Raw genomic sequence first — 26,716 nt, 5'->3', positions numbered from 1 at the left:
CACCTCTACGCCTCGACCAGCTCGGGCTTCGAACCGGCACGCAGCCACTGGAGGGTGCGGCGAATCCCCTCCTCGACGGCGACGGCCGGCACCCAGCCCAGTGCCTCCTCGGCCCTGCGTACGTCGAGCGCGATGGCCTGTACTTCTGCCGCCGGGGCCGGTGCGTAACGGGGTCGTGCCGTCGCACCCAGAGCCGAGGAGATCAGGCGATGCACCTCGTTGGTGGTCGTCTGCCGCCCGGTCCCGATATTGAAGATTCCCCCGGTTGTCGATGGTGCCCGGCCGGCGCGCACGAACGCGTCGACAACGTCGTCGACGTAGACATAGTCGCGGGTGGCTGTCCCGTCCCCGAACACGGTGACCGGTCGACCGTCGAGCATCCTGCTGCCGAAGACGGCGATCACCCCGGCCTCACCGTGCGGATTCTGTCGAGGTCCGTACACGTTGGCCAAGGCCAGCCGGATTGCCGACATACCATACAGCTCGGCATAACAGGACAGATAGACTTCACCGGCGAATTTCGCAGCGGCATAAGGTGATCGAGGATCGGCAGGCGTGGATTCGCTCACCGGAAGAGCGGTCGGTGCCCCATAGCGGGATCCGCCCGATGCGGCGTAGACGATTCGTTCGACACCGGCATGCCGACACGCCTCCAGCACACCGATCGTCCCGAGCACATTGCAGCCGGCGTCGTGCAGAGGGTCGGCGACCGAGGCGCGCAAGTCGACCTGCGCTGCGAGGTGAAACACCACGTCGGGCCTGGCCGCCGCCATGATCTCGATCAACTCCGGTGCGCGAATGTCGAGCTGACGGAAGATGAACCGGTTCCCGGCCGACCCGAAGCGGCTCCGGGCGTGGTCGAGGTTGGCGGCGATGCCGGTGCTGAGGTTGTCGACAGCGACGACCTGGTGCCCCTCGTCGAGCAACCGGTCGACCAGAGTGGAACCGATGAAGCCGGCTGCGCCGGTGACGAGTGTCCGCATTCCCGTCACTCTCCTTTTCCATACACACGTGTGGGTTTCACGATCTCGAACGTCACGTCGACCCCCTCAGTAGGCACCTGTGCGAGCCAAGACGGCTCGCAGAGTCTTCGCGATGATCAGGACATCACCCACCATCGACCAGTTGTCGACATAGGAGAGGTCGAGGCGAACAGACCTGTCCCAGGACAGATCCGAGCGTCCGCTGACTTGCCACAACCCGGTGATACCGGGCTTGACCAGGAGCCTGCGCAGCACATCGCAGTCGTAGGACTCGACTTCGGGCCGCAACGGTGGTCGTGGGCCGACGACACTCATCTCCTGCCGGAGCACATTGATGAACTGCGGCAGCTCGTCGATGCTGAATCGGCGCAGGATGCGGCCGACCGGGGTGACCCGAGGATCATCGCGAATCTTGAACAGCAGGCCGTCACTCTCGTTCATCGTCGAGAGGCTCGCGAGCTGTTGATCGGCACCCACCACCATGCTGCGGAATTTCAGCATCGAGAACGGCTTCCCGTTGATGCCGATGCGCTCCGCAGCGTAGAAGACGGGTCCTCGGCTGGTGAGCTTGATGGCCGTGGCCGCAACGACGAGGATGGGCAGTGTCGCCGTGAGCGCGGCCAAGGCAAAGCAGAAGTCGAACGCTCGCTTCTGGAAACACTTGGCGCCCCGATATTGCGGCTTCTCGACCTGCAACAGCGGTAGACCTGACATCGGCCGCATCGCCAGACGCGACAATGCCACGTCGACGACCCCGGGCGACACCATCAGGTCGACACCCATCGGCTCGAGTTCCCAGATGAGCCGCTGGACTCGATGGACGCCGAAGTGTCCGGTACCCGCCACTGCCACCGTGTCCGCACCGCATGTCCTGATCGCCGGCACAGCGCAGTTCTCGTCACCCACGATCGGGATGTCCAGGCCTGCGACCGTGAGGAATTCACCCTGCACGCCCCGGTATCCCGGGATGCACACCCCGACGACGTGATAGCCGTCCGACGGATTGTCGACCAATTCGTCGACCAAGTGCGCCACCGCGTCTCGTTCGCCGACCGCCAGAACCGCCGTCCGGCATCTGCCCTTACCCCGTTCGCGGACAACGACTTTCCGGCAGACCCACCTGCCCAGCAACAGACCCAACGTCCCGACCGGAAGTGCCACTACCAGGTAACCACGGGAAAGCTCGAGCTTGACCACCAGTTCGGCGATCGCCATGGCCCCGAAGGTCGCAAGGGACGCGTTGACGACTCGCCGATACTCCTCGGCTCCTGCACCGACCACTTTGGCGGACCGGGTATGGAAGCCCGCCAGCATCGACAACCACAGCGCGGCGATCACGACCGAGAAGGCGGTCACAAGGTGACTCACTGGTCCGGGTGAGGTGACGGTACTGCCGAATCGCACATACTGCGCCAGCATCACGGCACCGGCGACCACGGCGGTGTCGGTCACGCGTAGCCGAGTGACGTACTGCCGCTGCCAACGTAGGCGCTCGGTAACGGCCTCCGGCGGGCTGCCGACTTCGCTGAGCGGTATGACAACTCGTCGGGCCGCCGGCTCCGCCCGTCGGGCTTGTCCGGCGATCGCACGCTTGCCGGGACCCTGACTGACGGTGTTGAGGTGTGCCATGGTCAGCCCACCAGATCCACGCTGTGCGAAATACGCTCTGCGGAGATCTTCTTCCGTGAGAGTTCTTCGCATTCCGAAGTCGGATCAGTCGCCGTGAGGTCCGTCAGCCAACGGACCGTCCGGGCGATCCCGTCCGGGAGATCGACCAGGGGAGTCCACTCCAGAGGGCACCGGGTGGGAGTGCCGGTGCTGATATCGCATGTGCCGGTGATCTGCACGGGCGCATGACCGGCGCGTACGAGTGCGTCCACCGCGTCATCGACGTACACGTAGTCACCGGCACGAATGTCGTCCCAGCCCCTGATCTGCGAACCGCCGGCGATCATGGCACTCGCCAGAGCCGCGATGGCGTTTCCCGGGCCACGGTGATTCTGACGCGGACCGTAGACGCTGCCCAAGGCCAGGCACAGCGGGGCCAGATCGTACATCTCGGCGTAGGCGCACAGATACATCTCAGCGGCGACTTTGGCGACCCCATGTGGTGACACCGGATTGGTCCGGCCGCTCCCCTCAGGCGGCCGTCCCGCACCGATGCCGTACCGGGCTTCCCGGCAACCCGCGTAGACGATTCGCCGAACCCCGGACCGGCGGCTTGCCTCACAGAGATTGATCGTGCCGAGTACGTTACTGCGCGCGTCGAATTGCGGATCCAAGACCGATACCTGCGGATCCATCTGCGCCGCCAGATGAAAGATGATGTCCGGGTTGGCCCCCGCGACCACTCCCGCGAGCTCAGGTGCCTGAACATCAAGGCAGATCAGCCTGAACTGTCCGGGTCTGCGCTCGTTCCACCTCATCGCGTCCTTCAGGTTCGCGACGGTGCCCGCCGTGAAGTTGTCGATTCCGATGACCTGGTGGCCGTCGGCCAACAGACGGTCGACGAGCGTGGAGCCGATGAATCCGGCCGCGCCGGTGACTAGAGACCGCATGGCACATCCGTCCCCGACACCGCGGTGAGCCACGCCGGCGATCCCCCACCGCCGTCAACAGCTAATTCGTCACGCACCCCTTAACTATCGGGTCCCCCACCGGTCCCGTACATGGACCGTCGGAGCGATCTTTCGGTTGAATCCCGATCTAGTTCCAGGAACTAGCCACGGTGCGCCAGACGGCACGGAAGTGCTTGCAGCAACACATATTCAGAAGCCCGCGGGCAAAGCACCACCCGCCGACGGCGCACGGATGGACACGGTCGTTATCACGCCAGGTGAACGCACGTCATCCAGCAGTGCATCGGATGACCGGAACACCGAGGTGCCGCGGGTCGAATCCGCAGCACGCGAACATGATTTGGTCAGGCCGGTGGGATGGCCGGCGGATCCGGTTCTCACCCTCCCGAGACCTGGTCCTTCGGGCGATGCGAACTAGATCCTCGCGGATCGTCGACCCGCACGACGACAATCAGATCAGCGGTGCGATGAGTCTCGTTACCGCTCAACGGCGAACAGCCGCATCGACGCTCAGCAATGCCGCGACTCGGCAACACCGCGTCGCCGAAGGAACCCGGCCTGGTGTGCCGTTCACCACCAATCGGTGGACTCCCACAGCCGGCACTGCGGGATTCTCGATCGAAGACGCAACAGCAGTGCGATGTTGACCGCTATCAGAATCCCGAACACTCCCACGACGGCGATGCCGACAACCGCTACCGCACCCACGAGAATTCCCACCATGGCAATCACCTCTCAGCACAGGCGAATTGGCTGATCGACTACCACGGAACGCACGCAAGCTCGCTGTACAGGTAGTCGATCTGCTTCGGTTCCAGACTCGGGCTGGAGTACATCTTCGGCCTGTTGTTCAGGCTGAACGACAGCAAGGGTCGGTGCTCGATGGTGCGCAACTCAGCCAGGGTCGCCACCAGTCCCCGCCTGACCAACAAGTGCCGGGTCAGCGGGATCAACGAACGGTGGAACAGGTCGAGGTTGCTGACATGCAGGATCATCGCGTAGCCCAGTGCGCCCATGTACCGGAACTCCCGGTACATGACGTGGCCGGACTCCTGACCACGGGTCAGGACGAGGTGCCGGGCCGCGAGCGCCTGTGCGTGGTCACGGTAGAGTGCCAGCCCCGATCCGACCAGCGACCTTTCGATCACATCCGGATCGGCACTGATCCTCGTGCCACACCGGAAGGTCGGCCACGGCAGATTGGGAATGAGAGCGGCCGAGGTGTCCAGATAGCGAAACTTCAGCCAGGCCAGAATCTCCCGAGGCCCCTCTTTCGGGGACAGACTGGTGAAGTGAAAGCCCTCCTGCGCCAACATCGCGTTGAGCAGCGACATGCTCTCGCCGCGGTATTCGGGCAACACGCACCACGAGCCCATATTGCAGAACCGTTCCAGCCGGCCCGCGACCAACCGCTCGGAGTACAGAGCCAGAAGGACGCCCACGACGCGCTCCCCGTCACGGAGCATGAATCCATGATTGGGGGCCTTATCCTCCCACGGAGCCGAACACGATGCGGTCCAAGGAGTCCGGTCGTTGTGATTGGTCCGGAGGAACTCCGCGGCCACCGCGATGTCGGCGTCCGTGATCGGACTCACCTCGGCTGTCATCGGTCCCCGCACGCCGTTGACGTCACCGGCCGAACGTGCGGTGAGTCGTTGTCCCGCCACCATGCCTGCCCGGATTCCGGCAGACTGCCCACCGGGTCGTAGAACGGGTAGACACGGTTCAGGGCACCGACATCCGCACCGTCCAAACCGGTGCGGTAGTTCTTGGTCCAGTAGGAGATCCCCAGGTCGCGGTCGTAGCGGACCGCCTGATGAACCCACCGTTTACCGACATACGGGACGTCGCAGACGATTCGCGGTGTCGCGAAACCCGGCAGATAGCCCATGATCGACAACTGCAGCTGCTGCGCTTGCCACAGCGGGGTCCGCCAGTGCTCGGCACTGGGCACCATGTCGCACATGTAGAAGTAGTACGGCAGGATTGCCGCTTCGCCCTGTAGGGCGAAGCACAGGTCGAGCAGATCGTCAGCGGTGTCATTCACTCCGCGCATCAGCACGCCCTGGTTGCGCACATCTCGCAGCCCCGCACCGAGCAGAGCCCGCGCCGCCGCGGCAACCAGCGGAGTCACCGACTGCACGTGGTTGATATGGGTGTGCAGCGCGAGGTTGACGCCACGGGCGGCGGCCAGCTGAGCGACGCGACCGACGCCGTCGACGACCTTCGGCTGAAGCCAATGCTGGGGCAGCGCGGCCAACGCCTTGCTCGCAAGCCTGATATCACGAATGGTGTCGATGTCGAGTAGCTGCGCGACAAACGATTCCAGCCGTGGCCAGGGCACATTGGCCACGTCACCGCCGGATACCACGACATCACGCACGGACGGCGTGGCTCGCAGGTAATCCAGCATGCGGCCCTGCCGTTCGGCTGGGCTGAGCGTCAGCCTGGCCTTGCTGATCGTGGGTGTGGAGTTGCCGACCAGGTCCATCCGGGTGCAATGCCCGCAGTACTGCGGGCAGGTCGACAGCAGCTCGGCGAGCACCTTGGTCGGGTACCGGTGGGTCAGTCCCTCCACCACCCACATATCGCTTTCGTGCAACGAATCCCGTTCGGCGTAGGGGTGCGATTCCCATACCGGCTCGCGGTCGCTGAGGACCGGCAGCATGTAGCGCCGGACCGGATCGGTGTAGAAGGCCTCCGTCAACCAACGGCGCTCCGGCGCACAGTGCGCGGCGATGGTGTTGAGCATCTGCGGCGGCACCAACATCGACATGGTCGCCCGCTGTTGCTGATCGGCGGACAGATCGGCGTAGAACCGATCGTCGAGCAGGTCGCCCACCACCGCGCGGAGCTGGCCGATGGTCTTGACGGAGTGTGCTCGCTGCCATTGCGGATCGTGCCACTGCGCCTCGGTGACCAGCGCCCAGCCCGGGTAGCGCCGCCAGTCCGGCTCCGAAAGCTGGCTGCGTACATAGGAATACGGCTGATCTACCGCCGCGGCGAATCCGGCCCGCTCGGGTTCGATGGCTTCGGTCAGTGACGTCATCGGGACAGCACCTTCTCCGACACGGGTGTCCGTTCGTCGCCGTGGATCAGCTCGGCCGCGACCCGCCGGCCCGATCTGATCGCACCCTCCATCAACCCGAAGAATTCCAGACTGGTTTCGGTGCCACACCAGTGCACGTGGCCGTGCGGCTCGGTCAGCGTCGGCCCCAGGTTCAACCAGTCGCCCGGACCGAACAGGGCGGCATAGCATCCCCTGCTGTACTTCTCGGCAAGCCAGTCCGTCACGGTGCACTGCGTCGGCGCCGGCAACTGCGGGAAGATCCGGCCGATGTGCGCCAGGGCCGCATCCCGTTGTGCGGTCGCCGACAGCGCGGAGAATGCGGTTGCCGCCGCGCCGGTGACAAACCCGGTCAGCACACCGGCTGAGCCATCCGGCGGAGAATCGTCGACTGTGGACAGCAAGGGCCCGTTCGTACTCACCGACCATCCCGACAAACCGAACTCACGCCACAACGGGGCCGGATAACCCAGTTGCACCTTGACCGCGCAACCGCGGCCGGTGACCGCCGTCGCGCGCAGCGCACGCAGAGCGGGCCGGAACTCGATTCGCTGCGCCAACAGCGGTGGCACGGCGAGCACCACCCGGTCCGCTCGATACCGAGACCGCGCCCCGGATTCCGGATCACATTGCACCACCACGTCGCCGGCGCTCTGGTCGATCGCGCACACCGGCTGCCCCAACCGAACCCGTGCGCCGAGCCGTTCGGCGAGCGCCTGGCACAGCAGCTGCGCGCCGCCGTCGATCCGCCACTCCTGGGCCCCACCCTCGAAGGCGTTGAGATAGCGGACACCCCCACCGGACCGCAGATAGAAAGCCATGTGCAGGACGGAGATCGCGGCCGGATCGGCCGCCATCATCTCGCCGAGAAACAACGGGAAGAAAGTCCGCGCGTCCGGATGTCGGACCTCTTGGGCAAGCCAGCTTGCCACCGACAGGCGGTCGAGAGCGCCCGCGTGTGAGCTCTGCCACGGCGCATCCGGCCGGACGTCGGCCACGAGCTCGTCGAGCCGATCGAACATGCCACCGAGCGCAACCGCGTCCAGCGGGGGCATCCGACTGGCACTGGTGGTCCGGCGGCCCGACAGCAGGAAGGTGCTGTCCCCGATCATCGTGGCCGGAACCAGTCTGAGCCCGTGCTCGCCCACCAGTGCCAGCAGTTCGGTGTGCCGTGCACCGAGATACGCAGCGCCCCCATCGGCCATGACACCACCGGGCATCGAGACGCCGTGGATGCGACCACCCACCCGGTCCCGTGCCTCCAGCACGGTCACCTCCGCGCCCGCGGCCACCAGATCGAGCGCCGCCGTCAATCCCGCCAGACCAGCACCGACGACCAGAATGCGCATGCCGGCCGCTGTGGTCATTGCGCCACCGCGATCACTTTGGTGAACAACCCCTCCGCCGAGGGGCTTTCGCTGAAGTCGTCCCATGACAGCTCCACCCCGAAGTCCCGCGCGATCGCGCTGAGCACCCGGGTGGCCAACAGTGAATCACCACCGAGTTCGAAGAAGTCGGAGTGCGGACCCACCTCGCGGGTGTTGAGCACCCTACGGAAGATCTCGACGATATGATCTGCGCTCATCGCTCTGCTCCTTGGCTTCGGTGGTCCTCGGCGGCCCGCTGCGTTGCCGCTCGATCGACTTTTCCGCTCGTGGTGTACTTCATCGAGGTGACGAATGAGATTCTGCTGGGCACGAATTGGCTCGGCAGGCGCTGACGTAGGTAGTGCTTGAGCTCACCCGAGGTGGTCGGCGCGACCGCGACCACGTACGCCGCCAACGAGGTGCGGCCCAGTACCCGTTCACCGACCACGACCGCGCCTCCGACAGCGGGGTGCGTGATCAACTGCGTCTCGATCTCGGCCGGATGTACCCGCACACCAGAGACTTTCACCTGTTCGTCGATGCGGCCGCGCGGATACAGCAGACCGTTCTCCCCGCGGGCGACCAGATCCCCGGTGCGGAACCACCGTTGCGGTCCGCAGTCGTGATCGGCGAGCGGGAATGCCGCCGCGGTGAGTTCCGGAGACCCGAGGTAGCCGTCTGCCAGGCTGGGGCCCGCCACCAGCAGCTCACCTTCGTCGGTGACATGGTCGCGCACATGCGGCAGCCTGCGGCCGAGCGGCGCCTCGGCAGCCTCGGCCGCGACTTCCGGCTCGGTCCCGGGACCAGCCAGCTGGACGGCATGGGTGATCATGGTCGTCTCGGTGCAACCGTAGGTGTTCAGCAGTGTGACGTGACCGATGCCGAGTTCGCGCCACTGCCGCAGCCGGGTCGGATCAACCCGCTCGCCGCCGATCACGATCAGCCGGACGCAGGCCGGTAACGTCGCATGTTCTTCGTGTAGGAAGAACACCAGCTCGTGCCAGAATGCCGTCGGCAGGTCGAGCACGGTGATACCGAGCTCGGCCAGCATGCGCACGAAGGCAGGGAATGAACCGGAGTGCGCGATATCGTCGAAAACCAGTGCTGCGCCGGATGTCAGTGCGGGCAGTATCTCCTCCAGGCAGGTGTCCCAGCCCAGCGAGGCGAATTGGAGCACGCGGTCGTCAGGCGTGAGATCGAAGAGCCGGCGCAACGCCCGCACCGTGACCGACAGCGCATCACGTGATACGACGACCGGTTTCGGCACTCCGGTCGAACCCGAGGTGCAGAGCACGTAGGCCGCGTCAGCCGGCCGACACCTCGGCTGTGGTGATTCGGTATCGGCTGCCGCCATGTTCTTGTCGAGCGTCTTGACGGGCAGCTCCGCCGTTCCGCACATGCCGGGGACGGTGGCATACAGATGACCGATACCGAGCACCGCGGCCAGACTCTGTATCCGGGCATCCGGGAGGGCGGCTGCGATCGGGCTGTACGCTGCGCCGGCCTGCAATATCCCGATCAGGTGCTCCACCATCGCGGGCGTATGGGTGACCAGGGCGCCGACGGGACGCGACGAACTCCCCGCTCCACCGGCGCGATAGCACATTGCCGTCTCCCGAATGCGTTCTGCGAGTGCGTGGTAGCTGATCGCCCTCCCGTTGTGCAGGACGGCGATGCGATCCGGCCAGTCACGGGCCGCGGCGGCGAAGTCATCGACCACGTCGCCGTACGTGGTCGATGAACTTGTCATGGTGACCGCTCCGATCGGATTCATGGCACTGCTCCCGATTCACTCGACCGTCACGGATTTGGCGAGATTCCGTGGCTTGTCCACGTCGTGACCCAAGGCCAGCGCCATCGTGCGGGCCAGTATCTGTAGCGGTACCGTCGCCGCGATCGGGCCCCACGGCGCGGCGGGATCATCGATGACCGGTATGGCGCCACCAGCGCCCCCGACCGTGATGACATGACCACCGCGGGCTCGAACCTCCGCGACGTTACCGGCGAGCTTCGGGTCGCCGTTGTCGATGACGATCACGGGTGTGCCCACACCGACCAGAGCGAGCGGGCCGTGCTTGAGTTCTCCGGCCGGATAGTGCTCGGCCCACCTGTAGGTGAGTTCCTTGAGTTTGAGCGCACCTTCGGCCGCGTAGGGAAGCCCCAGGCCCCGTCCGATGAAGATGAATCCGGCCTCGGCTGCGAATTGGTCGACGAGCGGCGGGATGACGCATTTGGCGACCGCACTGGCGGCGGCCAGCTGGTCCGGCACGCGACGGAGATCGTCGACGAGCGCCGCAGCCGAGCGGGCCGACACCCGATTCATACCCACCAGAGCCGAGATCATCAGCGCCGCGGCGGAGATGATCTGGCAGATGAAAGTCTTGGTGGCGGCCACGCCGATCTCGGGTCCGGCCGAGCTTCCGATGACGGCGTCTGCCAGCCGGGCCAGCGTGGACTGCGGGTTGTTGGTGAGTGCGAGCACGGGCGAACGACCGACCGCGCAAGACTCCACCCCGCGCAACACATCGGCCGTCTCGCCGGACTGACTCATGGCCACAACCAGCTGCGCCGTATCCGGAACTTCTTTTGCCGCTTCGCTTCCTGCGACCGTGGTCGTGGGGATCCCGCCGAGCCGGCGCGCCAGGTTGGCGAGCACATTCCCGGCGTTCAGTGACGTCCCGCAGCCGATCACCCGCAGTCGCTCGAACGGCGGCAGGTTCAGCTGCTCCCAGATCGCCCCGTTGGCGATGCCGTCCGCGAGTTCGTCGAGCACCCGGGCCGCGGCTTCGGGTTGTTCGTCGATCTCCTTGGCCATGTAGTCGGCGTAGCCGTTCAACTCGACATCCCGGCCGCGCCACGGGCAGCGGGTGAGTGCCGGCGGCGGTATGACGATCCCACCGCGACGCCAACTGTCGGGGCGTGCGAGTTCGACGATATCGCCGTCACCGAGTACCCGGTATTCGTCGACCCAATCCGCGATTGCCGCAATATCGCTCGCGGCGAAGTCGCCTTCTGCCGTGTGTCCGACCACCAGCGGGGAACCCTTGGCGGCGACGATGATTCGGCCGCTGCCCTGCTCCAGCACCGCAAGTGCCCATGAGCCGTGCACCCGGCACAGTGCGTCCTGCAGCGCCTGGAGCAGATCAGTGCCGTGCCGCCGCTCGTCCTCGATCAGATGGCACAGAACTTCGCTGTCGACCGTGGTGACGAATGTGTGTCCGGCACCCACCAGTTCAGCTCGCAGGCTTGCCGCGTTCTCCACGATCCCGTTGTGCACCAAGCTGATCTGTCCGGCGCAGTCGACATGGGGGTGGGCGTTACCTTCGGTCACCGCACCATGGGTCGCCCACCGCGTATGGCCGATCCCGGCCCCGTCGAACCGGGGGCCCGCCCAATCGTCGAGCAGTGCCTCCAGGGCTCCGATCCGGCCGGTCGTTCGAAGTCGGGCGATATCGCCACCGGTCGTCCGCAGCGCCATGCCGACCGAGTCATATCCCCGGTACTCGAGCCGGCGCAGTCCCACCCGAAGATATTCGACGGCAGGGCCTTCCGTCCGGCATGCGATGATGCCGCACATCATCGGACCCCGCGGTCGGATTCGGCGCACCTCTGATCGTGTGCCACCAGCGACCATTCGGCGGCCTCCTGAGTTAATCCCCCAAACACCACTTCACTATCGGGTGCCGAAAGGCATTGGTACATGGACCATCAGAGCGAATTCCAGATTGAATCGCGGACTAGATCCCGGATTGGTACCCGGGGGGATCCTCGGGTACCAGCAGAGTGCGGGCGATCACCGCGGCCTGCGCCCGTGTGCTCACGCCGAGCTTGGTCAACAGGCTGTGCACGTGATTTTTGACGGTGTGGATGGCAATGCAGAGTTCTTCGGCAATCTGCCGATTCGCGAGACCCAGTTCCAGCATCCGCAAGATCTGGATCTCGCGAGCGGTCAGGACTAGTTCCTTGGACGCCGGCGGTCGCTGTGACGCCAGCGCCGACAGTCGGCGCAGGAGGATGGCCGAGACCCTCGGCGAACAAAGCGATTCTCCTGCAGCAACTTTGCGGATCAACTCGATGAGATCGTCGAGCGATTCGGTTCGGAGGTGATAGCCCGCCACGCCCGCCTCGGCGCAGGCGACGATCTCCGATTCGTCATCCTCCGAAACCCCCAGCACCACCACACGCAGGTGCGGGCCCAAGGCCAGCGCATGACGCAACAGCGTCGCGCTGTCCCGAGACGCCATGTTCAGCAGTATCACCCGCGGCAGTGTCGAGTCGAACGCAGCGACCAGCGACGGCAGATCCCAGGCCACTCCCGGTGCCACCGCACCGTGCGCGGCAAGGACGCCGTACAGGTAATCGCGGTACAGGGTGCAGTCGTCGACGATCAACACCCGCACGTCGTGAAGCAACGTCAGCCCGTCGGCCAATTCCTGGCGAGTCTCTGCCCACCGGCCGTTCGACGCCAGATCCCACCCGAGCGGCTCGTCACGGCGGACCGGAAATGATCTCGGGTTAGCTGATCGACGGCCGTTTCCCGACGAATGGCCGCGCGACGCCTCGGCGAGATCGTCGGCGACGTCGGCTGGCGCGATCGCTACGTGCGGTGTCGTAACGGTCAGATCACCGGTGCTGGACTCCATCTCACTGGCTCGACCTGTCGGGCGCCGGATAGGACATCCGACTCGGCACGACATGCTGCCTGGTCAATACCGCCGCTCGTGACATTTGTTGGACTATCAATGGTCCCACCCCCGTGGCCTTTGACTGCGTACAGGCCCCACACCTGCAATGGGCAGATTGTAGACATTTGCCATAATCACGGTCAACGTACACGTAAATAACGACCGAGCAAGACTTGCAAGTGCAAATAGTCTCGCCGGGGCGACCGCGTTGACGTAAGCCACCGCCTAGCACATCCACCCAGCTAAGTACAGGTTCTCACGCATTCTGCCACTGCGGAGTGGCGGAATGCCTGGTCATAGTTTTAGTAAGTCGGCCTTCGGTTCAAAGGTCACCCACAGCGGTCCGCATTCCGCACGCTCAGGGCCACCAAATCGTCCATCGAACGAAATCCGAGGCTGCGCGCAAGTGCGATCCAGACCCGACCACAGCGATCCGGACCAATACTACCTAGCTAGGCTAGTAAGTTTGCTGTGGCGGTGTGAAAGGCCCCCCGGGGGGCCGGCACCCCGATGCTCTCAGCCTAGGATCAGCCCCGACGTGGGCACGCCGGTACCCGCGGTGACGAGGACATGCTCGACGTTGTCGACCTGATTGACCGACGTTCCGCGAAGCTGGCGCACGCCCTCGGCGATCCCGTTCATCCCGTGGATGTAGGCCTCACCGAGCTGACCGCCATGGGTGTTGATCGGCAGTCGTCCGCCGAGTTCGATGGCGCCTCCGGCGATGAAATCCTTGGCCTCCCCCTTACCGCAGAAGCCCAGCTCCTCGAGCTGGATCAGCGTGTACGGGGTGAAGTGGTCATACAGGATCGCCGTCTGGATATCGGTCGGCGCCAGTCCGCTCTGCTCCCACAGTTGGCGGCCCACCAGACCCATCTCGGGCAGCCCGAGCTCATCGCGGTAATAGGAGTACATGGTGAACTGATCGGCACCCGCGCCCTGAGCGGCGGCCTCGATGATCGCGGGCCGATGCTTGAGATCCTTGGCCCGCTCGGGGGTGGTCACGACGATGGCCACGCCGCCGTCGGTTTCCTGGCAGCAATCCAGCAAACGCAGCGGTTCGGCAATCCACCGCGAGTTCTGGTGGTCCTCGATGGTGATCGGCTTGCCGTAGAAGTGCGCCTTGGGGTTGTTGGCTGCATGTTTACGGTCCGCCACCGACACGACACCGAAATCCGCACTGGTGGCGCCGTATTCGTGCATGTATCGCTGGGCGATCATCGCGACCGAGGCAGCGGGTGTGCTCAACCCGTGCGGGTAGGACCAGCTGTACTCCACACCGCGCGAGTCGGCATTGATCGTCAGGCCGGTCATCACCTGGCCGAAGCGGAACTCCGAGCGCTCGTTGAAGGCCCGATACGCCACCACGACTTCCGCGACCCCTGTAGCGACCGCGAGGGCCGCCTGCTGCACGGTTGCCGCGGCGGCGCCACCTCCGTAGCCGATCTGACTGAAGAACTTCAGCTCCCCGATTCCGGTCGACCGCGCGACGGCGGTCTCCAGGTTCGAGTCCATGGTGAAGGTCACGAGCCCGTCGACATCTGACGGTTCGAGGCCGGCGTCGGCCAAGGCGTCGAGGACCGCCTCGGCAGCCAGTCGCAGCTCGCTGCGGCCGGAGTTCTTGGAGAAGTCGGTGGCACCGATACCGGCGATCGCCGCCTTTCCGGACAACCCGGCCTTGCTCGACAGCGTCACTTGTCCCCCAATGTCAGCGTGGACGTGGCGATGACATGGTCGCCAAGGCTGTTGCTACCCACTACTTTCAGCGTCACCCGGTCGCCCTCGACCGCGGTCACCTCACCACGGAACGTGATGGTGTCATAGGCATACCAGGGCACACCGAGGCGCAGCTTGATCGACGTGACGATCGCGTTCGGACCGGCCCAGTCGGTGACATAGCGACCCACCAGACCGGTGTCGGTCAGGATGTTGACGAAGATGTCCTTGGACCCCTTGGCCTGCGCCTTGTCCCGGTCATGGTGCACGTCCTGGTAATCGCGGGTCGCGATGGCGGTCGACACGATGAACGTCGGGTCGCCATAGATCTGCAGTTCGGGCAGCTTGGTCCCGACCTCGGCCGTCACGCTCATGCTTGCGGCTCCCATGCATACAGCGACCAGGCCGGGCTGACTTCACTGTCCGGGAAGTCGAGATACGTGGCACGCACCGGCAATCCGATCTTCACCTGCTCGGGTTCGATTCCGCGCAGCTCGCCGAGCATGCGGACGCCCTCCTCGAGCTCGACCAGGGCGATGACGAACGGCAAGCTTCGGCCGGGCACCTTCGGCGCATGGTGCACGACGTAGCTGAACACCGATCCCTTACCGGAGGCGACGACATAATCCTCCGGCGCCTCCTTGTCGGCCCACACCGCAGGCACCGGCGGATGCTGCAGCGTGCCGTCCGGACGGCGCTGGATGCGTAACTCGTGCGCGTTGACACCGTCCCAGAAGAACTTGGTGTCCCGCGACGAGGACGGCCGCATCAGCTTGTCCGGATCGAGATCCTCGGGCAACGATGCGGTTTCGCCTGAATCTTCCTGGCCAGGCGTCGCTCTCGGCAGGAACTTCATGATGCGCCAGTCCATATCGGCGACTTCCTCGTCAGCCCCGTCTTCACGAGCAACGTGCCAGCGGATCTTCTGATTGATGAAGTAGCCCTCACCCAGCGCGGTCTGCTTGGGTCCGATGATGCTGACGATCTCGGCGCTCATGGCCACCTGCTCACCCGGCTTCAGGTAGCGGTGATAGGTCTGGTCGCAGTTGGTGGCGACCACGCCGACGTACCCGGCGTCGTCGAACAGTTTCATGGCCCGCGCCAGCGGATCGTCCTCCGAGCGCGCGCGTCCCAGCCCCATCATGGTCCACACCTGGATCATGGCGGGCGGCGCGACGATGCCGTCGTGCCCGGCCGCCCGCGCCGCGGCATCGTCGACGTAGATCGGGTTGGTGTCGCCGATCGCGTCGGTCCAGTGGTGAATCATGGGCTGGTTCACCGGATCCCGGCCCACCGTCGGCTCACCGCGTCCCGACGCGATGATGGCGTCGATACCGGCCTGCAGATCGCTCGTGCCGGTCACCGGGGAACCCTCGGCACCTTCAACCCGGACGCGGCGATCATCTCGCGCATCACCTCGTTGACCCCGCCGCCGAACGTGATGACCAGGTTTCGCTTGGTCATCTTGTCCAGCCAGTCCTGCAGATGAGCGGTGTCCGGATCGGCCGGGTTGCCGAATCGGCCGACGAGCTCCTCGGCCAGCCTGCCCACCTCTTGAATGCGTTCGGTGGAGAAGACCTTCGTCGCGGCGGCATCGGCGACGGCGATGGTCTCGCCGGATGCGGCGACCTGCCAGTTCAGCAGCTCGTTGATCCGCCAGATGGCCTTGATCTGACCGAGCAGGTGCTTCGCGTCATCGTGTTCGATCGGGGCCACACCGTCGGCGGCCGGCTTCTCGGCCCATGCCCGCACGTGTTCGTAGATCCCGGCGACCCGGCCGGCCGGACCGAGGCCGACTCGCTCGTGGTTGAGCTGGGTGGTGATCAGTTTCCAGCCGCCGTGCTCCTCACCGACCAGCATGTCGGCGGGTACCCGGACGTCGTTGTAGTAGGACGCGTTGGTGTGATGTGCGCCGTCGGACAAGATGATCGGGGTCCACGAATACCCCGGATCCTTGGTGTCGACGATGAGGATCGAGATGCCCTTGTGCTTGGCGGCTTCGGGATCGGTGCGGCAGGCCAGCCAGATGTAGTCGGCGTCGTGTGCGCCCGTCGTCCACATCTTCTGGCCGTTCACGATGTATTCGTCACCGTGGCGCACCGCGGTGGTGCGCAGCGACGCCAGGTCGGTGCCGGCATCCGGTTCTGAGTAACCGATCGCGAAATGTACGTCACCGGACAGGATTCCCGGCAGGAACTTATTCTTCTGTTCCTCGGTGCCCAGCACTTGCAGGGTCGGGCCGACGGTCTGCAGCGTCACCATCGGCAGCGGGATATCGGCGCGGTTCGCCTCGTTGATGAAGATCTGCTGCTCGATCGGGCCGAAGCCCAGGCCGCCGTACTCCTTGGGCCAGCCGACGCCGAGCTTGCCGTCCGTGCCCATCCGCTTGATCACCGCGCGGTAGGCCTCGTTGTGCCGGTCGCTCTCCATCGCCTGTGCTTCTTCGGGCGTAACGAGAGTTGAAAAGTATTCTCGCAGTTCGGATTGCAGCTTGCGCTGCTCCGGGGTCAGATCGATGTACATACTCTATTTCCCGTCGCTTCGCTCGTCCGGCCCCGTTTCCCGTCGCTTCGCTCGCCCATTCAGGCTCCCACCAGATCCAGGCGATACGTCGGACCCCCCAGCAGCCGGGTGAGGTCCTTGATCGAGGAGTAGTACCGATCCATCGGATAGGTGATGTCCATACCCATGCCGCCGTGCAGATGGTGGCTCAGACGCATGGCGGGCGGGGCCTGCGAGGTCAGCCAGTAGCCCAGGATGGCCAGATCTTCGGCGGCGTCCAGATCCTCTGCGAGCCGCCAAACCGCCGACGTGGACAGCAGATCGATGGTCCGCGAGGCGATATAGATCTCGGACAGCTGTGCGGCAACGGTCTGGAAGGTGGAGAGCGGTCGACCGAACTGCTCGCGGGTGGCCACGTAGTCGGCGGTCAACCGCAGCGCGCCCGCGACCAGACCGGCCGCGAACGCACCCGTCGTCGCCAGCGCCAGCTGGTTGACCCGTGCCACGGTGGCGCCCTCGAGGACGTCGGCCGCCGGCACTTCCACGTCGGTGAACGTCACGACATACTCGTCGGACGCGTTGGAGGTCGGCGTCTTGGTGAGCGCCACACCCGCGGCCGTCGGCGCGATGACGACCACCGCGCTGTCGGTGGTGACGAGCAGCCACTGCGCCGACTCGGCATACGGCACACCGATTTTGGTGCCGTTGAGCTTGTGTCCGTCTGCGGACCACGAAAGCACGGTCGAGGGGTGCTCCGGCAGCGACACGCCCTGCTCGTTCAGCGCCGCCGACAACACCGCCCCCTGGGCCACGCCCGCCAGGTATCGGTCCTGCTGCTCCGCCGAGGCGAGGTCGAGCAGGGGCACCAACCCGAGACCGAGGGTCGCCAACGCGGGGCTGATGGTGCCGTGCCGCCCGATCTCGGTCAGCGCGGTGGCCACCTCGAGCAGCCCGAGACCGTCACCACCGAGCCGCTCCGGCGTGGCCAGCGCGGTCACGCCACCGGAAACCAGTGCATCCCAACTATTGTCCCGATCGAGCACAGAGGTCACCACATCGGCGACAGCCTGCTGTTCCGGGTTTGGACTGAAATCCACCCGACTCCTCCTTGAGCCTATGCGGCCAGTGACAGACTGGTCACTTACCGGTGTAGTCGACCTGCCAATGCTTAATACCATTGAGCCAGCCGGACTTCAGCCGCTCGGGCTCGCCGATCGGCTTCAGGTCGGGCATATGGTCGGCGACCGCGTTGAAGATCAGGTTGATGGTCATCCGAGCCAGGTTGGCGCCGATGCAGTAGTGCGCGCCGGTGCCGCCGAACCCGACGTGCGGATTCGGGTCCCGAAGGATATTGAAGTCGTGAGGAGCGTCAAAAACCTCGTCGTCGAAGTTGGCCGAGCGGTAGGACATCACCACCCGTTCGCCCTTCTTGATCGCCACGCCGCCCAGTTCGGTGTCCTCGAGCGCGGTGCGCTGGAACGCCGACACCGGGGTGGCCCAGCGGACGATCTCGTCGGCAGCGGTACCGGGGCGCTCCTTCTTGTACAGCTCCCACTGCTCGGGGTGCTGCGAGAAGGCGATCATGCCGTGGGTGATGGAGTTTCGGGTGGTCTCGTTGCCCGCGACCGCGAGCATGACCACGAAGAAGCCGAACTCGTCGTCGGAGAGTTTCTCACCCTCGATATCGGCCTCGATGAGCTTGGTGACGATGTCCTCGGTCGGGTTCTTGGACCGTTCCTCGGCCATCTTCATGGCGTAGGTGATGAGTTCGAACGAGGACATCGCCGGGTCGACATCGGCGTACTCGGGATCCTCGCCGGCGGTCATCTCGTTGGACCAGCGGAAGAGTTTGTCGCGATCCTCTTGTGGCACACCGAGCAGACCGGCGATGGCCTGCAGCGGAAGTTCACACGACACCTGCTCGACGAAGTCGCCGGAGCCCTCAGCGGCCGCGGTCTGCGCGATCTTCTGGGCCCGCTCGGCGAGTTCGGCCTCCAAACGGCCGATCGCGCGCGGGGTGAAGCCGCGGGAGACAATCTTGCGCAGTCGGGTGTGCTGCGGGGCATCCATATTCAGCAGCACGGCCTTCTGCAGGTCGACCGCCTCGCGGGTCATCTCCTGCGGCCACACCGGGATGGCACCGTCGGGCGAGCTGCCGAAGATGTCGTTGCGCTTGGACACCTCTTTGACATCGGCATGCTTGGTGACGAGCCAGTAGCCCTTGTCGCCGAATCCGCCGGTACCACCGGGCACGTCCACCCAGTGGACGGGCTCGGATTTTCGAAGTTCCGCCAGCTCTTCCACGGGGAGGCGCTCCAGGTTGAGTGCCGCGTCGAGGAGATCGAAGTCGCTCGGGATGATGGATGGCATAGCTTTGCGCTCCTAAGAATGCAACGTGTTCTAGTGTCAGTAAAACATGCCTCCACCGCAGATGAAAGGCACGGGGGCATCGCGGCTTGTCAGACTAATGGAACGTGTTCTAGCCTGGCGACATGGGTAACCCTGTCATCGTCGAAGCCACCCGCAGCCCCATCGGCAAGCGCAACGGCTGGTTGTCCGGCCTGCATGCCACCGAACTTCTCGGCGCCGTGCAGCGGGCCGTGGTCGAGAAGGCCGGCATCGACGCAGGTGACGTCGAGCAGGTCATCGGCGGTTGCGTCACCCAGTATGGCGAGCAGTCCAACAACATCACCCGCGTGGGCTGGCTGACCGCCGGTCTGCCCGAACATGTCGGCGCCACGACCATCGACTGCCAGTGCGGCAGCGCCCAGCAGGCCAACCACCTGATCGCGGGCCTGATCGCCACCGGCGCGATCGACATCGGCATCGCCTGCGGTATCGAGGCGATGAGCCGGGTCGGGCTGGGGGCCAATGCCGGTCCCGACCGCAGCCTCATCCGCGCCGCGTCGTGGGATATCGACATGCCCAACCAGTTCGACGCCGCCGAGCGGATCGCCAAGCGCCGCGGCATCACCCGCGCCGATGTGGACGCCCTCGGGCTGGCGTCCCAAGCCAAGGCCAAGCAGGCCTGGGCCGAGGGCCGCTTCGATCGTGAGATCTCCCCGATCTCGGCGCCGGTCCTCGACGAGAACAAGCAGCCGACCGCCGAGTGGGCGCCGGTGTCGCGCGACCAAGGCCCGCGGGACACCACCCTGGAGGGGCTGGCCTCGTTGAAGCCGGTCATCGAGGGCGGTATCCACACCGCAGGCACGTCCTCGCAGATCTCCGACGGCGCCGCCGCGGTGCTGTGGATGGACAGCGATGTGGCAAAAGCCCATGGCCTGAAGCCCCGGGCCCGGATCATCGCGCAGGCCAACGTGGGCGCCGAGACCTACTACCACCTCGACGGGCCGGTCCAGTCCACCGCACGGGTGCTGGAGAAGGCCGGGATGAAGCTCGGCGATATCGACCTCGTGGAGATCAACGAGGCCTTCGCCTCGGTCGTATTGTCCTGGGCGCGGGTGCATGACGCCGATATGGACAAGGTCAACGTCAACGGCGGCGCGATCGCGCTGGGCCATCCGGTCGGTTCGACGGGTGCGCGGCTCATCACCACGGCGCTGCACGAGCTCGAGCGGACCGACAAGAGCACCGCGCTCATCACCATGTGCGCGGGTGGCGCCCTGTCCACCGGCACCATCATCGAGAGAATCTGAGCCCGTCGGTGTCACTCTCAGAAGCGGACCGTATCGCGGCGGCCCAGGCGTATATCGATGCCCTGGTGACACACCGCGCCGATGACGTGCCGTTCACACCGGACTGCATCCGGATCGAGATGGGCCTGAAGACCGGCCGTTCCGGAGATCACTTGCGGCGCAGCCTCAACCACGGTCCGCAGTTCAAAATCATCGAAGCGACGACGCCACCGGAGTTCACCGTCGACGGTGACCACGTCCGGGCGAAGTTCGACGTGCTGACCAAACCGCGACTGTTCGGCCGCCGGGTGAACTCGCATGTCGACGAGACCTTCCTGATCCCGGCGTCCGATCCCAGTGGTTCGGCGAAGATCCACCACATCCGCGCCGCACTGACACCGTTCATCAGCCGATAGGGTCCCCACCTCGATGTCCAAGCCTGCCAAGCAGTCGCGTCCGCTGAGCCCCAAGCAGATCGAGTCGCTGAACTCGAAGGGCGTGGGCACCGCGATCAAATGGATGTCACGCGCTCAGACCTGGCTGTTCAAGAAGACCAACGGCCGCCTGGGCGACAAATTCCTGCACGGCGCCGAGGTCGGCATCCTCACCACGACCGGCCGCAAATCCGGTGAACTCCGCGACAGCCCGCTGCTGTACCTCCAGGAGGGCGAGCGCATCGTCCTGGTCGCGTCGCAGGGTGGTCGCGACACCGACCCCATGTGGTACCTGAACCTGCGGGCCAACCCGAAGGTGTCGTTCCAGACCAAGCACGAAACGCTGACGCTGACCGCACGTGACGCCACGGACGCCGAGCGCGACGAGTACTGGCCCAAGCTCGACGCCATGTACGCCGACTTCGCGAACTACCGCTCCTACACCGAGCGCAAGATCCCGATCGTCATCTGCGATCCCGCGTAAGCGGGCCCCCGTCGCGCCACGGCGCCGGGGGCCGAGCAGGCGCCCAGGTTCCTAGGCGCCGAACACCGGCAGCGGTGTGCGCGACTTGGCCAGCAGGTCGCTGACCACCGGGCCCAGTTCTGCCGGATCCCATCGTGCGCCCTTGTCGATCTCGGCGCCGCGGGCCCAGCCCTCGGCGACCCGGATGATGCCGCCCTCGACCTCGAACACCCGGCCGGTGACGCCCTTGGCCTCGACACTGCCCAGCCACACCACCAGCGGTGAGATGTTCTCCGGGGCCATGGCGTCGAAATCGGCGCCCTGCGTGGACATCATGTCCGCGAACACGGTTTCGGTCATGCGCGTGCGCGCCGACGGGGCGATGGCGTTGACGCTGACGCCGTAACGGCCCATCTCCGCGGCGGCCACCAGGGTCAGCGCAGCGATACCCGCCTTGGACGCGCTGTAGTTGGCCTGCCCGACACTGCCCTGCAGACCAGCGCCCGAGCTGGTGTTGATGATGCGGGCGTCGACGGTGTTGCCGGCCTTGGACTGGGCACGCCAGTAGGCCGCGGCGTGCTTCATGGTGGCGAAGTGGCCCTTGAGATGGACGGCCGTGACGGCGTCGAATTCCTCTTCCGAGGTGTTGGCGAACATCCGGTCCCGCACGATGCCGGCGTTGTTGACCAGCACGTCGAGCCCCCCGAACGCGTCGACCGCGGTCTGGATGAGCCCCTCGGCCTGTGCCCAGTCCGCAACGTTCGCGCCGCTGGTGACGGCTTCGCCTCCGGCAGCGACGATCTCGTCGACGACGCTCTGTGCGGCGCTGCCGCCACCGGCGGGCGAACCGTCCAGCCCGACACCGATGTCGTTGACCACCACGCGCGCGCCTTCGGCGGCGAAGGCGAGCGCATGCGCCCGGCCGATCCCGCCACCGGCACCCGTCACGATGACCACGCGGCCGTCAAGCAAACCCATTGTTGTCTCTCCTTTATTTGATGTCGGCGGTCGTGGTGCTCAGGTAGTGCGGCGGCTCGCCACCGCCGTGCACCTGTAGCGCGGCACCACTGATGTAGGAAGCTGCTTCGGAAGCCAGAAATGCTGTTGCCCAACCGATATCGGCCGGCTTGGCGAGGCGGCCCAAGGGCACATTCTTGGAGATGGCCGCGATGGAGTCGGCGTCGCCGTAGAACAGCTCGGACTGTTCGGTCTCCACCATGCCGACCACCACCGAGTTGACCCGCACCTTGGGCGCCCATTCCACGGCCAGGGTGGAGGTGAGGTTGTCGATGCCCGCCTTGGCCGCCCCGTAGGCCGCGGTGCCCGGTGTCGGCCGGTGCCCACTGACGCTGGAGATGTTGACGATCGAACCGCCGGTGTCCTGGGTCTGCATCACGGCGTTGGCGTGAGTCGATACCGACAGCGCCCCGATCAGATTGAGTTCGATGATCTTGGTGCTGAACTTCGCCGAGGCGTCGGCGGCGAGCACATAGGGCGAGCCACCGGCGTTGTTGACCACCACATCCAGACGGCCGTGGGCAGTGACGATCGCGTCGACGAGGGCCTTCACCGAAGCGTCGTCGCGGATATCGCACGAATGGAACTCATAGGGCGAACCCTGCACCGGGCGGCGCGCACACGTCACGACGGTGGCCCCCTGAGCCGCGAACACCGCACTGATCCCGGCGCCGACCCCACGCACCCCGCCGGTCACCAGGACCACCCGGCCCGCGAGTTGCAGATTGATTCCAGCCGCGTCAGTCACTGTGCTAGCGTACCAAGCAAGTGCTTGCTTAGGTAGCGACCCCTCCAGGAAGTGACTGATGACCATCACCACCGCGACAGTCGAACCGGGCATCGTCTCGGTCACCGTCAACTACCCACCGGTCAATGCCATCCCGTCCCGCGGATGGTTCGAGCTCGGCGATGCCATCACCGCCGCCGGCCGTGACCGCAGCACCCACGTGGTGATCCTGCGGGCCGAAGGCCGCGGCTTCAACGCCGGCGTGGACATCAAAGAGATGCAGAACACCGAGGGTTTCACCGCGCTCATCGATGCCAACCGCGGCTGCTACCACGCATTCAAAGCCGTGTACGAATGCGAGGTGCCGGTGGTCGCGGCCGTCAACGGCTTCTGCGTCGGCGGCGGTATCGGGCTCGTCGGCAACGCCGATGTCATCGTCGCCTCCGATGACGCGAAGTTCGGCCTCCCCGAGGTGGAACGCGGCGCTCTGGGCGCAGCCACCCACCTGTCCCGCTTGGTCCCCCAGCATCTGATGCGCAGGCTGTTCTTCACCGCCGCCACCGTGGACGCGAACACCCTGCACCACTTCGGGTCCGTGCACGAGGTGGTGCCGCGCGCCGACCTCGACGAGTCCGCGCTGCGGGTCGCTCGCGATATCGCCAGCAAGGACACCCGGGTGATCCGCGCCGCCAAGGAAGCGCTGAATTTCATCGACGTACAGCCGGTCACCGCGCGCTACCGCATGGAGCAGGGCTTCACGTTCGAGCTGAACCTCGCCGGCGTCTCCGACGAGCACCGGGATGCGTTCGCGGGGACTTCGAAGGGCGAGAAGGCATGAGCGATAAGAGAACAACGCTGGACGAGGCCGTCTCGTCCATCGAGAGCGGGATGACCATCGGTATCGGTGGCTGGGGCTCGCGACGCAAGCCGATGGCCTTCATCCGAGCGCTGCTGCGCACCGATGTCACCGACCTGACCGTGGTCACCTACGGCGGACCGGATCTGGGTCTGTTGTGCTCGGCAGGCAAGGTCAAGCGCGTCTACTACGGCTTCGTGTCGCTGGACTCGCCGCCGTTCTACGATCCCTGGTTCGCCAAGGCCCGCACCACCGGCGCCATCGAGGCGCGCGAGATGGACGAGGGCATGCTGCGTTGTGGCCTGCAGGCCGCCGCACAACGCCTGCCGTTCCTGCCGATCCGGGCCGGACTGGGCAGCGACGTCCGCGCGTTCTGGGGTGACGAGCTCAAGACGGTGAAATCGCCCTATGACAACCAGGAACTCATCGCGATGCCGGCGCTGAATCTCGACGCGGCCTTCGTCCACATGAACCTCGGTGACGAGCGCGGCAATGCCGCCTACACCGGGATCGACCCGTACTTCGACGACCTGTTCCTGATGTCGGCCCAGAAGCGCTTCCTGAGCGTGGAGAAGGTGGTGTCCACCGAAGAACTGGTGAAGTCGGTGGTGCCACAGCAGCTACTGATCAACCGGATGATGGTCGACGTGGTGGTCGAAGCGCCCAACGGAGCGCATTTCACCACCAACGAACCCGACTACAAGCGCGACGAGAAGTTCCAGCGCCACTACGCCGAGGCCGCGGGCTCCGAGGAGACCTGGGCCGGGTTCGTGAAGACGTATCTGTCCGGCAGCGAGGCCGATTACCAAGCAGCGGTACGTAAGTTCGCCGAAGCGCAGAAGGAAGGGGCCAAGTGATGTCGGTGACCCGTGCCGAGGTGTGCGCCGTCGCGTGCGCCGAACTGTTCCGCGACGCCGGCGAGATCATGGTCTCGCCGATGACCACCATCGTCCAGATCGGGGCTCGGCTGGCGCGACTGACCTTCTCCCCCGACATCGTGCTGACCGACGGGGAGGCCCGCATCATCGCCGACACCCCGGCCATCGGTGCGCCGGCGGCCATCGAGGGCTGGATGCCCTTCGGCCGGGTCTTCGAGACCCTGGCTTGGGGGCGCCGCCATGTCGTGATGGGCGCCAACCAGATCGACCGGTACGGCAACCAGAACCTGTCCGCATTCGGGCCGATCCAGCACCCGACCCGACAGATGTTCGGGGTGCGCGGTGCGCCCGGCAACACCATCAACCACGCCACCAGCTACTTCGTGGGCAACCACTCCAAGAGGGTGTTCACCGATACCGTGGACATCGTGTCCGGGATCGGTTGGGACAAGATCGATCCCGACAATCCCGCCTACCGCTTCGCCAACATCTTCCGGGTGGTGACCAACCTGGGCGTCTTCGATTTCAACGGCCCCGATCACCAGTTCCGGGCGGTCTCACTGCACCCCGGGGTGGAGGCCGATCAGGTCGCCGAGAACACCTCCTTCGAGGTGCACGGCCTGTCCGAGGCCGCCACCACCCGGGTGCCGACCGGCGAAGAGCAGGAACTGCTGCACGAAGTCATAGACCCGAAGTCGTTGCGCGACAAAGAGGTCAAGGTCTAGCCATGAGCAATCTCGTCACACCGCTGACCGAACTGGTCGGCATTGAGCACCCCGTCGTGCAGACCGGGATGGGCTGGGTCGCGGGTGCCCGGCTGGTTGCGGCGACCTCCAACGCGGGCGGCCTGGGCATCCTCGCCTCGGCGACCATGACGCTCGCGGAACTGCAGACCGCGGTCACCAAGGTCAAGGCGACCACCGACAAACCGTTCGGCATCAATATCCGTGCCGACGCCGGCGACGCAAATGATCGCGTCGACCTCCTGATCCGCGAAGGAGTCAAAGTCGCCTCCTTCGCCCTGGCTCCCAAGCCGGACCTGATCGCCAGGCTCAAAGAAGCCGGCGTGGTGGTCATCCCCTCGGTCGGACTGGCCAAGCACGCCAAAAAGGTGGCGAGCTGGGGGGCCGACGCGGTCATCGTGCAGGGCGGTGAGGGCGGTGGCCACACCGGACCGATCGCCACCACGCTGCTGCTACCCTCGGTGCTCGACGCCGTCGCCGACACCGGCATGCCGGTGATCGCCGCGGGCGGGTTCTTCGACGGTCGCGGGCTGGCCGCCGCGTTGTCCTACGGTGCCGCCGGAGTCGCGATGGGTACCCGCTTCTTGCTGACCGCCGATTCGACGGTGCCCGACGCCGTGAAGCGGCGCTATCTGGAGGCGGCGCTGGACGGCACGGTGGTGTCCACCCGCGTCGACGGGATGCCACACCGGGTACTCCGCACCGGCCTGGTCGAGAAGCTCGAAAGTGGCTCACCAGTAAGAGGTTTGGCTGCCGCGGTGGCCAATGCCCAGAAGTTCAAGAAGATGTCCGGCATGACCTGGAAGTCGATGGTCACCGACGGTCTGGCCATGCGCCACGGCAAGGATTTGACCTGGTCCCAGGTGGTGATGGCGGCGAACACCCCGATGCTGCTCAAGGCCGGCCTGGTCGAGGGCAACACCGACGCCGGCGTGCTGGCCTCGGGTCAGGTGGCCGGCATCATCGACGACCTTCCGACCTGCGCGGAGCTGGTTCCGGCGATCGTCGCCGAGGCGATCGAGCATCTGGAGTCGGCCGCCAAATACATCCGGGCGTGACTCCGG

26 protein-coding genes are annotated in these 26,716 nt (G+C 65.6%); 7 read left to right on the top strand and 19 right to left on the bottom strand.

Annotated elements, in window-relative coordinates:
* Window positions 1–5: 5 nt before the first annotated feature.
* From H7J86_RS17690 to H7J86_RS17610, 17 genes are all read right to left on the bottom strand, one after another.
* Entirely contained in the window at window positions 6–983 is a 978-nt protein-coding gene (locus H7J86_RS17690) for an NAD-dependent epimerase/dehydratase family protein (RefSeq protein WP_267292371.1), read from the bottom strand.
* A gap of 66 nt (window positions 984–1,049) precedes the next feature.
* Window positions 1,050–2,612 (bottom strand): sugar transferase, encoded by a 1,563-nt coding sequence (locus H7J86_RS17685; RefSeq protein ID WP_267292369.1) that lies wholly within the window; start codon window positions 2,610–2,612, stop codon window positions 1,050–1,052.
* A gap of 2 nt (window positions 2,613–2,614) precedes the next feature.
* Window positions 2,615–3,541, bottom strand: coding sequence for an NAD-dependent epimerase/dehydratase family protein (locus H7J86_RS17680; RefSeq protein WP_267292367.1), 927 nt, complete (start codon window positions 3,539–3,541; stop codon window positions 2,615–2,617).
* A gap of 591 nt (window positions 3,542–4,132) precedes the next feature.
* Window positions 4,133–4,285 (bottom strand): hypothetical protein, encoded by a 153-nt coding sequence (locus H7J86_RS17675; protein ID WP_267292365.1) that lies wholly within the window; start codon window positions 4,283–4,285, stop codon window positions 4,133–4,135.
* Between the two features lie 38 nt (window positions 4,286–4,323).
* Window positions 4,324–5,004 carry a hypothetical protein gene (locus tag H7J86_RS17670; protein WP_267292363.1) on the bottom strand — a complete coding sequence of 227 codons (681 nt, stop codon included), beginning with the start codon at window positions 5,002–5,004 and terminating at the stop codon, window positions 4,324–4,326.
* A gap of 161 nt (window positions 5,005–5,165) precedes the next feature.
* Complete coding sequence (locus tag H7J86_RS17665; protein ID WP_187097109.1) at window positions 5,166–6,611, bottom strand: KamA family radical SAM protein; 1,446 nt, start codon at window positions 6,609–6,611, stop codon at window positions 5,166–5,168.
* Window positions 6,608–7,996 carry a flavin monoamine oxidase family protein gene (locus tag H7J86_RS17660; RefSeq protein ID WP_267292361.1) on the bottom strand — a complete coding sequence of 463 codons (1,389 nt, stop codon included), beginning with the start codon at window positions 7,994–7,996 and terminating at the stop codon, window positions 6,608–6,610. Before H7J86_RS17660 ends, H7J86_RS17665 begins: the two co-directional genes overlap by 4 nt.
* Window positions 7,993–8,214: an acyl carrier protein gene (locus H7J86_RS17655; protein ID WP_167163282.1), complete on the bottom strand. Its 222-nt coding sequence runs from the start codon at window positions 8,212–8,214 to the stop codon at window positions 7,993–7,995. The genes H7J86_RS17660 and H7J86_RS17655 overlap by 4 nt, the downstream gene beginning before the upstream one ends.
* Window positions 8,211–9,746, bottom strand: a complete 1,536-nt coding sequence (locus H7J86_RS17650) for an AMP-binding protein (protein WP_267292359.1) — start codon at window positions 9,744–9,746, stop codon at window positions 8,211–8,213. Before H7J86_RS17650 ends, H7J86_RS17655 begins: the two co-directional genes overlap by 4 nt.
* Before the next feature lie 39 nt (window positions 9,747–9,785).
* A complete protein-coding gene (gene glmS, locus H7J86_RS17645) occupies window positions 9,786–11,573 on the bottom strand; it encodes a glutamine--fructose-6-phosphate transaminase (isomerizing) (protein ID WP_267292357.1) in 1,788 nt (595 codons plus the stop codon).
* A 160-nt stretch (window positions 11,574–11,733) separates the two neighbouring features.
* Window positions 11,734–12,639 carry a LuxR C-terminal-related transcriptional regulator gene (locus H7J86_RS17640; RefSeq protein WP_187097113.1) on the bottom strand — a complete coding sequence of 302 codons (906 nt, stop codon included), beginning with the start codon at window positions 12,637–12,639 and terminating at the stop codon, window positions 11,734–11,736.
* Window positions 12,640–13,197: 558 nt separating this feature from the next.
* Window positions 13,198–14,352: a 17-hydroxy-3-oxo-4-pregnene-20-carboxyl-CoA lyase gene (gene ltp2 / locus H7J86_RS17635; RefSeq protein ID WP_170847141.1), complete on the bottom strand. Its 1,155-nt coding sequence runs from the start codon at window positions 14,350–14,352 to the stop codon at window positions 13,198–13,200.
* 20 nt (window positions 14,353–14,372) lie between these two features.
* Window positions 14,373–14,771 (bottom strand): MaoC family dehydratase, encoded by a 399-nt coding sequence (locus tag H7J86_RS17630; protein WP_170847108.1) that lies wholly within the window; start codon window positions 14,769–14,771, stop codon window positions 14,373–14,375.
* Window positions 14,768–15,760 carry a bifunctional MaoC family dehydratase N-terminal/OB-fold nucleic acid binding domain-containing protein gene (locus H7J86_RS17625; protein ID WP_267292355.1) on the bottom strand — a complete coding sequence of 331 codons (993 nt, stop codon included), beginning with the start codon at window positions 15,758–15,760 and terminating at the stop codon, window positions 14,768–14,770. Before H7J86_RS17625 ends, H7J86_RS17630 begins: the two co-directional genes overlap by 4 nt.
* Window positions 15,757–16,920 carry an acyl-CoA dehydrogenase FadE29 gene (gene fadE29, locus H7J86_RS17620; RefSeq protein ID WP_187097115.1) on the bottom strand — a complete coding sequence of 388 codons (1,164 nt, stop codon included), beginning with the start codon at window positions 16,918–16,920 and terminating at the stop codon, window positions 15,757–15,759. The genes H7J86_RS17625 and fadE29 overlap by 4 nt, the downstream gene beginning before the upstream one ends.
* 59 nt (window positions 16,921–16,979) lie before the next feature.
* On the bottom strand, window positions 16,980–17,996 hold the full coding sequence (locus tag H7J86_RS17615) for an acyl-CoA dehydrogenase family protein (RefSeq protein ID WP_267292353.1): 1,017 nt from the start codon (window positions 17,994–17,996) through the stop codon (window positions 16,980–16,982).
* A gap of 40 nt (window positions 17,997–18,036) precedes the next feature.
* Window positions 18,037–19,269, bottom strand: a complete 1,233-nt coding sequence (locus tag H7J86_RS17610) for a cytochrome P450 (protein ID WP_090354251.1) — start codon at window positions 19,267–19,269, stop codon at window positions 18,037–18,039.
* A gap of 122 nt (window positions 19,270–19,391) precedes the next feature.
* On the opposite strand from H7J86_RS17610, the gene H7J86_RS17605 reads away from it, so the two are divergent.
* Genes H7J86_RS17605 through H7J86_RS17595 form a run of 3 tightly spaced genes read left to right on the top strand, consistent with a single transcriptional unit; the run spans window position 19,392 to window position 21,452 of the window.
* A complete protein-coding gene (locus tag H7J86_RS17605; RefSeq protein ID WP_090354250.1) occupies window positions 19,392–20,555 on the top strand; it encodes a steroid 3-ketoacyl-CoA thiolase in 1,164 nt (387 codons plus the stop codon).
* Between the two features lie 8 nt (window positions 20,556–20,563).
* Window positions 20,564–20,950 carry a DUF8021 domain-containing protein gene (locus H7J86_RS17600; RefSeq protein WP_090354248.1) on the top strand — a complete coding sequence of 129 codons (387 nt, stop codon included), beginning with the start codon at window positions 20,564–20,566 and terminating at the stop codon, window positions 20,948–20,950.
* A gap of 13 nt (window positions 20,951–20,963) precedes the next feature.
* Window positions 20,964–21,452 (top strand): nitroreductase family deazaflavin-dependent oxidoreductase, encoded by a 489-nt coding sequence (locus tag H7J86_RS17595; RefSeq protein WP_090354246.1) that lies wholly within the window; start codon window positions 20,964–20,966, stop codon window positions 21,450–21,452.
* A gap of 51 nt (window positions 21,453–21,503) precedes the next feature.
* Here H7J86_RS17595 and H7J86_RS17590 read toward each other — a convergent pair whose 3' ends face one another.
* Together H7J86_RS17590 and H7J86_RS17585 are read right to left on the bottom strand one after the other, a co-directional pair.
* Window positions 21,504–22,409, bottom strand: a complete 906-nt coding sequence (locus tag H7J86_RS17590; protein ID WP_267292351.1) for an SDR family oxidoreductase — start codon at window positions 22,407–22,409, stop codon at window positions 21,504–21,506.
* A gap of 13 nt (window positions 22,410–22,422) precedes the next feature.
* Complete coding sequence (locus H7J86_RS17585) at window positions 22,423–23,196, bottom strand: SDR family oxidoreductase (protein ID WP_267292349.1); 774 nt, start codon at window positions 23,194–23,196, stop codon at window positions 22,423–22,425.
* A gap of 58 nt (window positions 23,197–23,254) precedes the next feature.
* On the opposite strand from H7J86_RS17585, the gene echA20 reads away from it, so the two are divergent.
* Genes echA20 through ipdC form a run of 4 tightly spaced genes read left to right on the top strand, consistent with a single transcriptional unit; the run spans window position 23,255 to window position 26,710 of the window.
* Window positions 23,255–24,013 carry a (7aS)-7a-methyl-1,5-dioxo-2,3,5,6,7,7a-hexahydro-1H-indene-carboxyl-CoA hydrolase gene (gene echA20 / locus H7J86_RS17580; RefSeq protein WP_090354241.1) on the top strand — a complete coding sequence of 253 codons (759 nt, stop codon included), beginning with the start codon at window positions 23,255–23,257 and terminating at the stop codon, window positions 24,011–24,013.
* Window positions 24,010–24,888, top strand: a complete 879-nt coding sequence (locus H7J86_RS17575) for a CoA transferase subunit A (protein ID WP_090354239.1) — start codon at window positions 24,010–24,012, stop codon at window positions 24,886–24,888. Before echA20 ends, H7J86_RS17575 begins: the two co-directional genes overlap by 4 nt.
* Entirely contained in the window at window positions 24,888–25,634 is a 747-nt protein-coding gene (gene ipdB / locus H7J86_RS17570; RefSeq protein ID WP_267292347.1) for a cholesterol ring-cleaving hydrolase subunit IpdB, read from the top strand. The genes H7J86_RS17575 and ipdB overlap by 1 nt, the downstream gene beginning before the upstream one ends.
* A 2-nt stretch (window positions 25,635–25,636) precedes the next feature.
* Window positions 25,637–26,710, top strand: coding sequence for a (3aS,4S,5R,7aS)-5-hydroxy-7a-methyl-1-oxo-octahydro-1H-indene-4-carboxyl-CoA dehydrogenase (gene ipdC, locus H7J86_RS17565; RefSeq protein WP_090354236.1), 1,074 nt, complete (start codon window positions 25,637–25,639; stop codon window positions 26,708–26,710).
* Window positions 26,711–26,716 lie beyond the last annotated feature (6 nt).

Source organism: Mycobacterium hackensackense (genome assembly GCF_025822555.1).
Classification (GTDB): domain Bacteria; phylum Actinomycetota; class Actinomycetes; order Mycobacteriales; family Mycobacteriaceae; genus Mycobacterium; species Mycobacterium fluoranthenivorans.
This window is presented reverse-complemented; position numbering and strand designations above follow the sequence as displayed.